At 70.5% G+C, this 9,763-nt stretch carries 6 protein-coding genes and 1 pseudogene; 3 read left to right on the forward strand and 4 right to left on the reverse strand.

Translation table 11 applies throughout. The annotated features are described in order from the left end of the window. Nucleotides 1-3: 3 nt before the first annotated feature. Together ACFYW9_RS34990 and dnaK are read right to left on the reverse strand one after the other, a co-directional pair. Nucleotides 4-615: a nucleotide exchange factor GrpE gene (locus ACFYW9_RS34990; RefSeq protein WP_389159112.1), complete on the reverse strand. Its 612-nt coding sequence runs from the start codon at nt 613-615 to the stop codon at nt 4-6. Nucleotides 616-629: 14 nt separating this feature from the next. Continuing rightward, nucleotides 630-2,531 carry a molecular chaperone DnaK gene (dnaK, locus tag ACFYW9_RS34995; protein WP_389159098.1) on the reverse strand — a complete coding sequence of 634 codons (1,902 nt, stop codon included), beginning with the start codon at nt 2,529-2,531 and terminating at the stop codon, nt 630-632. 287 nt (nt 2,532-2,818) lie between these two features. Between dnaK and ACFYW9_RS35000 the strand changes: the two genes are divergently transcribed. Continuing rightward, on the forward strand, nt 2,819-4,600 hold the full coding sequence (locus tag ACFYW9_RS35000) for a PucR family transcriptional regulator (protein ID WP_389159100.1): 1,782 nt from the start codon (nt 2,819-2,821) through the stop codon (nt 4,598-4,600). On the opposite strand, the gene ACFYW9_RS35005 is transcribed toward ACFYW9_RS35000, so the two are convergent. After that, nucleotides 4,545-4,988 (reverse strand): LysR substrate-binding domain-containing protein, encoded by a 444-nt coding sequence (locus ACFYW9_RS35005; RefSeq protein ID WP_389159102.1) that lies wholly within the window; start codon nt 4,986-4,988, stop codon nt 4,545-4,547. The genes ACFYW9_RS35000 and ACFYW9_RS35005 overlap by 56 nt on opposite strands. 301 nt (nt 4,989-5,289) lie before the next feature. After that, nucleotides 5,290-7,758 carry an excinuclease ABC subunit UvrA gene (gene uvrA, locus ACFYW9_RS35010; protein ID WP_389159104.1) on the reverse strand — a complete coding sequence of 823 codons (2,469 nt, stop codon included), beginning with the start codon at nt 7,756-7,758 and terminating at the stop codon, nt 5,290-5,292. Nucleotides 7,759-8,136: 378 nt separating this feature from the next. Here uvrA and ACFYW9_RS35015 point away from each other — a divergent pair, with 378 nt between their 5' ends. Both ACFYW9_RS35015 and ACFYW9_RS35020 read left to right on the forward strand, forming a co-directional pair. Further along, a complete protein-coding gene (locus ACFYW9_RS35015) occupies nt 8,137-9,258 on the forward strand; it encodes a hypothetical protein (RefSeq protein ID WP_389159106.1) in 1,122 nt (373 codons plus the stop codon). Between the two features lie 320 nt (nt 9,259-9,578). After that, nucleotides 9,579-9,763 (forward strand): annotated as a pseudogene (locus ACFYW9_RS35020) (aldehyde dehydrogenase); the annotation flags it as partial.

The following is a 9,763-nucleotide window of genomic DNA, read 5'->3' on the forward strand; positions in this document are numbered from 1 at the left end:
CGGTCACTCCCGCTTCGCGACAGTCACCGCGGCCGGTCTGAGCTGCCTCTCGCCGTCCCCGTAGCCGGGACGCAGCACCTCGACGACCGTGCCCGGTGGGGCGTCCGGGTCCTGGACGACGCCGACGACCTCGTGCCGGGCCGGGTCGAAGGCGACGCCGGTCTCCGCGTGCCGCGGGTAGCCGAGCAGTTCGAGGACGTTCACGGCCTGGTCGCGTACGGCCCGGATGCCCTCCACGATCGCGCCCGGATCGGCGCCGGCATGGGTCAGGGCGAGTTCGAGGTTGTCGAGGACGGGCAGGAAGGCGGCCGCCGTGCGGGACCGCTCGACCGCCCGTTCGCGCTCCAGTTCCCTGGCGTGACGCTTGCGAAGGTTGTCGAGGTCGGCGAGTGCGCGCCGCCAGCGGTCCTCCAGTTCCTGGATCGCGGTCGTGTACTCGTCCTCGGCAGGCGCGGGGCCGGCGGCGTCGGGTCCCGGTTCGCCGTTCGCCGCTTCAGGCCGGGTCGGCGGGCCCGGTTGCGGCAGATCCCCGCGCGGAGGGCGTGCGGCGCCGTCCGGGACCGCTCCGACCGGATCCGAGCCGGCCCGGTCGGGTTCCTGGGGGTGGGTGGGCATGGCCATGGCGCGCCTCAACCCTTGTCGAATTCGGCGTCGATGACATCGTCGGCACCGGCGTCGCCGCTCGTGGGACCACCGGTGGCGGCGTCCTGGCCGGGACCGCCATCCGCGCCGGCGGCACCCTGATGGGCCGCCAGCCCGGCGAGCACCTGCTGGAGTTCGGAGGTCAGGGGCCGTACGCGCTCCACCCCCGCCTCTTCCTTGACCGCCGCCCGGGCGTCGGACACGAGCATCTCGGCGCGTGCCTTCTCGTGCGTCGGCGCTGCGTCGCCCAGTTCGGTGAGACGCTTCTCGACCTGGTACGCGATGGCGTCGAGTTCGTTGCGGGCGTCGACGGCCTCGCGGAGTGCATGGTCCTGGTCCTGGTTGCGCTCGGCCTCCTGGACCATGCGTTCGACCTCAGTGCGGTCCAGGTTGGAGCTCTCGCTGATGGTGATGCCCTGTTCCTTGCCGGTGTCCCGGTCGCGGGCCTTGACGTTGAGGATGCCGTTGGCGTCGATGTCGAAGGTGACCTCGATCTGGGGTTCGCCCCGCGGCGCCGGCCGGATGTCGGTGAGCTGGAACCGGCCGAGCACCCGGTTGTCGGCGGCCCGCTCGCGCTCGCCCTGGAGGACCACCACATCGACGGCCGGCTGGTTGTCCTCGGCGGTGGAGAAGGTCTCGCTGCGGCGCACCGGGATGGTGGTGTTCCGCTCGATGATCTTCGTCATCACTCCGCCGCGTGTCTCCAGGCCCAGCGACAGGGGTGTGACGTCGAGCAGCAGGACGTCCTTGACCTCGCCCTTGAGCACCCCGGCCTGGATCGCGGCACCCAGGGCCACGACCTCGTCGGGGTTGACGCTCATGTTGGGTGCCTTGCCGCCGGTCAGCCGGCGGACCAGGGCCTGGACCGCCGGGATACGGGTGGAGCCGCCGACGAGGATGACCTCGTCGATGTCGCTCTCGCCGACCTTGGCGTCGGCCATCGCCTGCTGGACCGGTCCCAGGCAGCGCTCCACCAGGTCGCCGGTGATCTGCTCGAACGTGGACCGCATGATCGAGTCGGTGAGGTGCTTGGGGCCCGAGGCGTCGGCGGTGATGAACGGCAGGCTGACCTGCGTCTGCGTCACCGAACTGAGCTCGGTCTTGGCCTTCTCCGCCGCCTCGAACAGTCGTTGCAGCGCCTGCGGGTCCTTGCGCAGGTCGATGCCGTTCTCCTTCTGGAAGTCGTCCGCGAGGTAATCCACCAGACGCCGGTCGAAGTCGTCGCCGCCCAGGTGGCTGTCGCCGGCGGTGGAGCGCACCTCCACCACACCGTCGCCGACGTCGAGGATGCTCACGTCGAAGGTGCCACCGCCCAGGTCGAAGACGAGGACGGTCTCGTGCTCCTTCTTGTCCACGCCGTACGCGAGGGCCGCCGCGGTCGGCTCGTTGATGATCCGCAGCACCTCCAGTCCCGCGATCCGTCCGGCGTCCTTGGTGGCGGTGCGCTGAGCGTCGTTGAAGTAGGCGGGCACCGTGATGACCGCCTCCGTGACCCGCTCCCCGAGCTGTTTGGAGGCGTCGTCGGCGAGTTTGCGCAGCACCTGTGCGCTGATCTCCTCAGGCGCGTAGAGCTTGTCGCGCACCTTGAAGCGGGCCGCCCCGCCGTCGCCCTCGACGACGTCGTACGTCACCGCCCTGGCCTCGTCGGAGATCTCGTCGAAGTGCCGGCCGATGAACCGCTTGGCCGAGTAGATGGTGCCCTTCGGGTTGAGGATCGCCTGGCGCCGGGCCAGCTGGCCCACCAGACGTTCCCCGGTGTCGGTGAAGGCCACCACGGAGGGTGTCGTGCGGTTGCCCTCGCTGTTGGGCACGACGGACGGCTCGCCGCCCTCCCACACGGCGATCACCGAGTTGGTGGTGCCCAGGTCGATGCCCACTGCCTTGGCCATGAGGAACTCCTCCCGGTACGGCGCCTGCGTCGACTCTCCGGATCACGTTCGTTCAGGTGGTGGGACCTCCGGCGGTTTCCCACCGGTGCGCACGGAGGGTCTCGAGCACTCCCCAGGGTGACGAACCGGGTGGCTCCACGCCTGCGCCTGGCGAGTCAGGAATGCACGGGTCCGGTCGCCCTACGAGTACGAGAAGAAGAATCCGAACATCTCGGGTAAGCCGGCCGGGAGCGGGTACACGAATGCCACTCGCCTCCCTGAAGACTCAGGGAGAACGGAGTGATCCCATGGCCGGCAGTCGGACGCACAGCCTGTACCACCGCCGCTCCGACCGGGCGCGCAGCCTTCCGCGGGGCAGCGCCCGGTGGCACACCACGGCCGCGCGCACATGGACCCGCCCACCCGTTCGCAACCCGGACGACCATGCCCTCCGCGACCTGCCGGTGCTCTCCCGCGTCCTGTTCGACACCCCGGACGAAGGCGAGATCCTGTGCCTGGCCATGGACCACATAGCCGCCGCGGGGCCATACAGCGCCGAGGCCGGATACCTCATGGTGGACGGCGACCTGGTCCCCAGCCCGAGGAACGGGCAGGCGCACGCCTCGGCCGTGGGCGGGAGGGTGCGGGAGCTGGCCGGGCGGGACGGCCCCGTGACCGTACCCGGCAGGCCCTGGGGCCGGGCCCTGGGGCTACGCGGACTTGAGGGACTCCACGGCTACCTCGTGGTGGCGTCCCCCTCCCGGCCCACCGAGGCCGAGCGGTCCCTGCTCGCCACGCTCGTCCGGCACACCGCGGCCGCACTGTCCGTCGCCTTCGCGCACCGCCGCCGACGCGAGGACGCGTTGGAGCTTCACCGACTGAGGGACGAACGCACAGCCCTCCAGCGGCAGCTGATCTCCGTGGCTGCTGAGCTGGGGTACCAGCGGGCCGTTCACACGCTCATGGCCGACGTCGCCGCCTCGGGCGGCGGCGAGGAAGCGATCACCCGCGCACTGCACAGGCTCACCGGACTCCCCGCGCTGGTCGAGGACCGCTTCGGTCGGCTGAGGTCGTGGACCGGCCCCGGCCGCCCCGACCCCTATCCCGAGCCGGACCCCGTGCGCCAGGACGAAATACTGCACGCCGTCGCCCGTCGGGCCGGGCCGGTGCGGGTGAAGGACCGGCTGATCACCCTGGTCCGCCCGCACGGCGAGATCCTGGGCGTGCTCGCCCTGGTCGATGCCCGGGACGAGGCCGACGAGTACACCGTGCTCGCGCTGGAACACGCCGCCGCGTCGCTCGCCCCGGAGCTGGCACACCTGCGCAATCTGGCCGAAGTGGAGCTGAGGCTGCACCGCGAGCTGGTCGACGACCTCCTGGCGGGGACGGACGAGGCGAGTGCCTACGCCCGGTCCGAGGCAGTCGGACACGACCTGCACCGCAGCCACTACGTCGTCGTGGTGCAGTGGCCGAACCGGACTGCGGACGATTCCTTCGCGCAGACCGTGGGACGGGCTGCCTCCGGCGTGGGCATGCGCTCGCTGCTGACCCGACGTTCCGACCACGTGGTCCTGGTCGCCGACGCCAGGCCGCACGCCCGCGCGTTGTACGAGGCGCTCGCCCGGGAGACCGGGACACGGTCCGGGACGATCGGGGTGAGCGCCCCTTGCGACTCCCTGGACGACATACCCCACCATTACGAGGAGGCGCGGCGCGCCATGGACGTGCGCCGCCACTCCCGCGAGCGCTACGGCACGACGTTCTTCGACGAGCTCGGCCTCTACCGCATCCTGGGACCTGGCAACGATTACCGGGAACTGGAGACGTTCGTCCAGGAGTGGCTCGGGCAGCTCATCGACTACGACTCCCGGCACCACGCGGCCATGGTGGAGACCCTGTCCCGGTACTTCGACTGCGGCGGCAACTACGACGAGACCGCGGACTCCCTCGCGATCCACCGCAGCACGCTGCGCTACCGGCTCCAGCGCATCCGCGACATCAGCGGCAACGACCTCGCGAACGTCGAGGACCGGCTCAACCTCCAGGTGGCGACCCGAGTGTGGAAGATCGTGCTGGGCAGCCCCGGCTGATGCCTCGCCAGAGCTTTCGTGCGATCGGTGTCGGCAGCGGTTGGGCGGGCTGCCCTGTTACAGAGCTGCGGTGGGTAGGTGGCCCTTCCTCGGTTCGATCCAGGGAGGTCGCGTCGCGCCACCAGTGCCGTCCCCATGTCGATGTCGGGCACTTCCCGTGCGACCCGGCGTACGACGCCCGCCACCGTGAACGCCCGGTCGACCACCTCGCGGTTGCCGTAGCCCGGCAGGAAGTCCACGAAGGGCTCCCCGCGAGGTCCGCAAGTGCCACCTTTCCCCGCCGCGCGAGCGGATGGGCGGCGCTCACCACCAGGACGAGCGGAACGGTGGCCGGTTCCCGTGCGTCGATCCCGGCGGGTTTGTGCTCGGGCAGCGACAAGAAGGCCACGTCCAGGTCCCCGCTGAGCAGTGCTGCGCCAGCCCCGCCGATCCGGTCGTCGCCGGCCGCAGCCGGACGTCGATCGCCGGATGCCGCGCGTGCAGATGCCCGAGGAGCGCAGGCAGGTCCACCACCTCGACCGAGGCCATGGCGCCCGCATTCACCGTGCCGCTCAATGTGTCCTGTGCGGCGCGCACGGCGTCCTGGGCCGCCTGGGCGGCGTGCAGGGTGGCCCGAGCCTCCGGCAGCAGCGCCGCGCCCGCCCCGGTGATCCGGACCTGCTGCGACGTGCGCGCCCCTCGCGCCGTCGTCAGGAGCGCGCGAGCCGGGCCGCGAGATAGGGCGCGGTGGCGCTGCGGCGGGCTCTCGCCACCTTGGCCGGCGGGCCCGCCGCGACCACCCGCCCGCCCGCGTCGCCGCCGCCCGGCCCGAGGTCGATGACCCAGTCGGCGGTGGCGATCGTGTCCAGGTCGTGCTCGACGAGGACGACCGTGTTGCCGGCGTCGACGAGCCGGTGCAGCTGTCGCAGCAGCAGCGCGATGTCCGAGGGGTGCAGCCCCGCCGTCGGCTCGTCGAGCAGGTAGAGCGCGTGACCGCGGCGGGCTCGCTGGAGTTCGGTGGCCAGTTTGATGCGTTGCGCCTCACCACCGCTGAGTTCCGTCGCGGGCTGGCCCAGCCGCAGGTACCCCAGTCCCACCTCGCGCAACGTCTCCAGACTGCGGGAGGCGGCCGGGACGGCGGACAGGAACTCGGCGGCGGCGTCGACGGACAGCGCCAGCACTTCCGCGATGTTCTTGCCGCGGTGGGTGACTTCCAGCGTTTCGGCGTTGTACCGGGCGCCCTGGCAGGTCGGGCACGGCGCGTAGGTGCCGGGCAGGAACAGCAGTTCGACCGCGACGAATCCTTCGCCCTGGCAGGTCTCGCACCGCCCTTCGGGCACGTTGAAGGAGAACCGTCCGGCCGAGTAGCCGCGCGCCCTGGCCTCGTCCGTCGCCGCGTACAGCTTGCGCACCGCGTCGAACATCCCCGTGTACGTGGCAAGGTTGGACCGGGGAGTCCGGCCGATGGGCCGTTGGTCGACCCGGACCAGCCGGTCGAACGACTCGACCCCCGACGCGTCCTGGACGTCGACCTCCAGCTGCGCCTCGTCGGGCTCCTCGGGTACGAGTCCGAGGTGGCCGCGGACGACCTCGGCGAGCACCTGCGTCACCAGCGTCGACTTCCCGGAACCGGACACGCCCGTCACCGCCGTCAGTACGCAGAGCGGTACGTCGACGGACACGTCGTGCAGATTGTGGCGGGAGACGCCGCTCAGGTGCAGCCAGCCGTGCGGTGCGCGCGGGCGGTGATCGAGCGGCCGGGCGCGCCCGAACAGGTACTGGCTCGTGGCCGACTCCCCGACCCGCTCGAGACCGGCGACCGGGCCGCTGTACAGCACGCGTCCGCCGCCCTCACCCGCGGCGGGGCCGATGTCGACCACCCAGTCCGCCCGCCGTACGACGTCCATGTCGTGCTCCACGACGAACAGCGAGTTGCCCGCCGCCTTGAGGCGGTCCAGCACGTCCAGCAGCGGTTCCGCGTCAGCCGGGTGCAGGCCCGCGGAGGGTTCGTCGAGGACGTAGACGACGCCGAACAGCCCCGAGCGCAGCTGGGTGGCGATCCGCAGGCGCTGCGCCTCGCCGGGCGACAGGGTCGTCGAGCGGCGCCCGAGGCTGAGATATCCGAGGCCCAGGTCGAGCAGTACGTCGACCCGCGCGACCAGATCGCCGCAGATCCGGACCGCGACCTCGGTCGTCTCCCCGGATCGGGCGGTCGACGTGGTGGCGTCGGCCTGGGACCGCCCCGCGACGGGCCGCAGCAGCGCCACGACCTCGGTGAGCGGCATCGCGTTGATCTCGGCGATGGAACGTCCGGCGAAGGTCACGGCGAGCGCCTCGGGCCGCAGTCCGCTGCCGTGACACTCGGGGCAGGGCACACTCCTGACGAACCGGAGCGCCCGTTCGCGCATCTTCTCGCTCTTGGAGTCGGCGAGGACGTGCATGACGTGCTTGCGGGCGCTCCAGAACTTGCCCTGGTAGCCGTAGTCGACGCGGTCCTCCTCCGGCTCGATGTACACGGAGGGCTGCTCGTCCGTGTACAGCAGCCAGTCCCGGTCCTTCTTCCTGAGCCTGCGCCACGGTCGGTCGATGTCGATCCCCAGACCGCTCACGACACTGCGTAGGTTGGCGCCCTGCCAGGCGCCCGGCCAGGCGGCGATCGCCCCCTCGCGAATGCTCAGCGAGGGGTCCGGGACGAGCAGGTCCTCGGCGACGTCGTGCACGACGCCCAGTCCGTGGCACTCCGGGCAGGCACCGGCCGCGGTGTTGGGTGAGAACGACTCGGCCTCCAGCCGTGCGGCATGGGGCGGATAGGTGCCGGCGCGGGAGTACAGCATGCGCAGCAGATTGGACAGCGTGGTGATGGTGCCGACCGTCGAGCGCGAGCTGGGCGACCCGCGTCGCTGCTGCAGGGCCACGGCCGGTGGCAGTCCGGTGATCTCCTGTACGTGCGGTGCGCCGACCTGTTGCAACAGCCTTCGGGCGTACGGTGCCACAGACTCGAAGTAGCGCCTCTGGGCCTCCGCGTAGAGCGTGCCGAACGCGAGCGAGGACTTGCCCGAACCGGAGACGCCCGTGAAGGCGACCATCGCGTCCCGCGGAACGTCGACATCGATGTTCCTCAGGTTGTTCTCACTGGCGCCCCGGACATGCACGAAGGGGTCGGTCGCGTCCTTGTCCACCGTTCCTGATTACCTGATCGCGCCGGGAACCGCGCGACAGGCGCCGTCACCGGGCCCCGCTCACACGAGCGTCCGGAGTATCCCGGATCCATTTTCGATACATGGCCTTGGGCGGCGTGACGAGGTTGAACAGGAGGCGGGCCTGCTGCCGAGCGATCTCTTCGCGGTGCCGACCGGGATGGAGCGGAGCGGGAGTTCGCGGTGGCGCACGCAACCGTGGCCCGGTGGTGGAGCAGGCCCTGCGCGGGATGGACGAGGAGACCTGACCGTACCGCCTGCCCCTGCCGGCAGGGGCCAGCGTGTCACGCGGCGTCGGCCATACCTCAGGGGCATCCTGTGGGCACGGGCGATCGCGGGGGCAGCCGACGAGAAGGAGTCATGCGGGTGTCGTCTCAGGGCGTTACGGTCGTGGCTCTCCTGGCGGATCCCGACGCGCCCACGGAGATCGCGCAGCGCATGGCCCGGACACTTCCCGCTCGGCTCGCCGACAAGTCGGGCCAGGGGCGACGGTTCGACGTCGAGGTGGTCAGTGAGCCCTTCTCCGCGGGGACCGAGGACCCGGCCACCTTGATGCGCCGGATCATGGACCGCGGAAGAGCGGAGCGTTGGGACATCGTCGTGGCCCTCACCGACCTTCCGCTGCACTCACACGGGCGTAACCTCGTTGTGGATCTGAGTCACGAACACGGCTTGGCCCTGCTGTCTCTTCCTCCGCTGGGGGGCTTGCGTCTGCAGACGAGAGCCCTGCGGGCCGTGGAAGAAGCCGTGCTCAGCTTGGCGGGCCCGCGGGCCACCGGGGCTGAGGGACCTCCGTGGAGTCAGCCGCTTCTGGGGCCCTTCGTCAGCCGTCTCGCGCCTATTCACCCGGGCCAGGTCGGTGAGGAGGAGACCGCTGATCTTCGGTACGTCGTCAGCGGACCGCGCGGTTACCTGAGGGTGCTCGTCGGTATGGTCCACGCCAACCGGCCGTGGCGCTTGGTGCCGGGCTTGTCGAAAGCCCTGGCGGCCGCACTCGCCACGGGAGTAGCCGCCACCGTGAACTCCACCATCTGGAACCTGGCCGAGTCCCTGAGCGCGCCGCGCCTCGTGATCGCCACGGTCGGGTCCGTCGCGCTCATGATCGGCTGGCTGATCGTGGACGCGCAGCTGTGGCATCGATCGGCAGAGGTCTCGCGGGAGGCGAGGCAGAGGGCGAGGCTCTACAACGCCTCGACGGTCATGACCGTGGGTATCGGGGTGCTCGTCTGCTACGTGGGTCTGATCGTCATCAACTTGGTGTGGGCCCTGTTCATCCTCAACGGCCAAGTGTTCGCCTCCACGACACGAACCCCGCTTGACGCCGCGGAATACTGGACGTTGTCCTGGTTCGTCGCTTCGGTCGCCACGGTGGGCGGGGCGCTGGGATCAGGCTTGGAGAGCGACGAGGCGATCCGGGCGGCCGCCTACTCCAAGCGCGAACAGGAGCGCCGCCGAATACTCCAAGACAACGACGGCAACTAGCTGGTGACCCGGGTCGGAGATTCGTTGGTGGCTGGTGGATGGTGGTCGTCGGTGGTTGATGGTCGTCCGTGTACGAAGACTCCGCTGATCGGTCGGTGCGGGGCTGTTTTGCGTGGGGGCAGGCGGGGACTCGGAGGTACGCCGCCGGCGCACCGGAGCTCTGCCTGCGGCCCGGCGGCGGTCCGGGCGTTACCGAGCCGGCGAACGGCTTTCAGAGACCGGAGCCACGGGCGCCGTCGTATCAACTCACGGGCGTCAGGCTTCGCATCCTCTCCATCACCGCCGTGCCGCGGTCATGCCGCGGCGCCTAAGGAAGCATCATGAAAGCAGCTGTATACGAAGGTCCGCGAACGGTCACGGTGAAGGACGTACCGGACGCGAAGATCGAGCATCCCTGCGACATCGTCGTGAAGATCACCACCACCAACATCTGCGGTTCGGACCTGCACATGTACGAGGGCCGCACCTCGTTCGAGTCCGGCCGCACCCTGGGACACGAGAACAT

This window comes from Streptomyces sp. NPDC002698 (assembly GCF_042888945.1).
GTDB lineage: Bacteria > Actinomycetota > Actinomycetes > Streptomycetales > Streptomycetaceae > Streptomyces.

Coding starts and splice junctions, on each gene's coding strand:
- ACFYW9_RS35000 (WP_389159100.1), top strand. CDS start 2,819: ATGGCCGGCAGTCGGACGCACAGCCTGTACCACCGCCGCTCCGACCGG.
- ACFYW9_RS34990 (WP_389159112.1), bottom strand. CDS start 615: ATGCCCACCCACCCCCAGGAACCCGACCGGGCCGGCTCGGATCCGGTC.
- ACFYW9_RS35015 (WP_389159106.1), top strand. CDS start 8,137: ATGCGGGTGTCGTCTCAGGGCGTTACGGTCGTGGCTCTCCTGGCGGAT.
- dnaK (WP_389159098.1), bottom strand. CDS start 2,531: ATGGCCAAGGCAGTGGGCATCGACCTGGGCACCACCAACTCGGTGATC.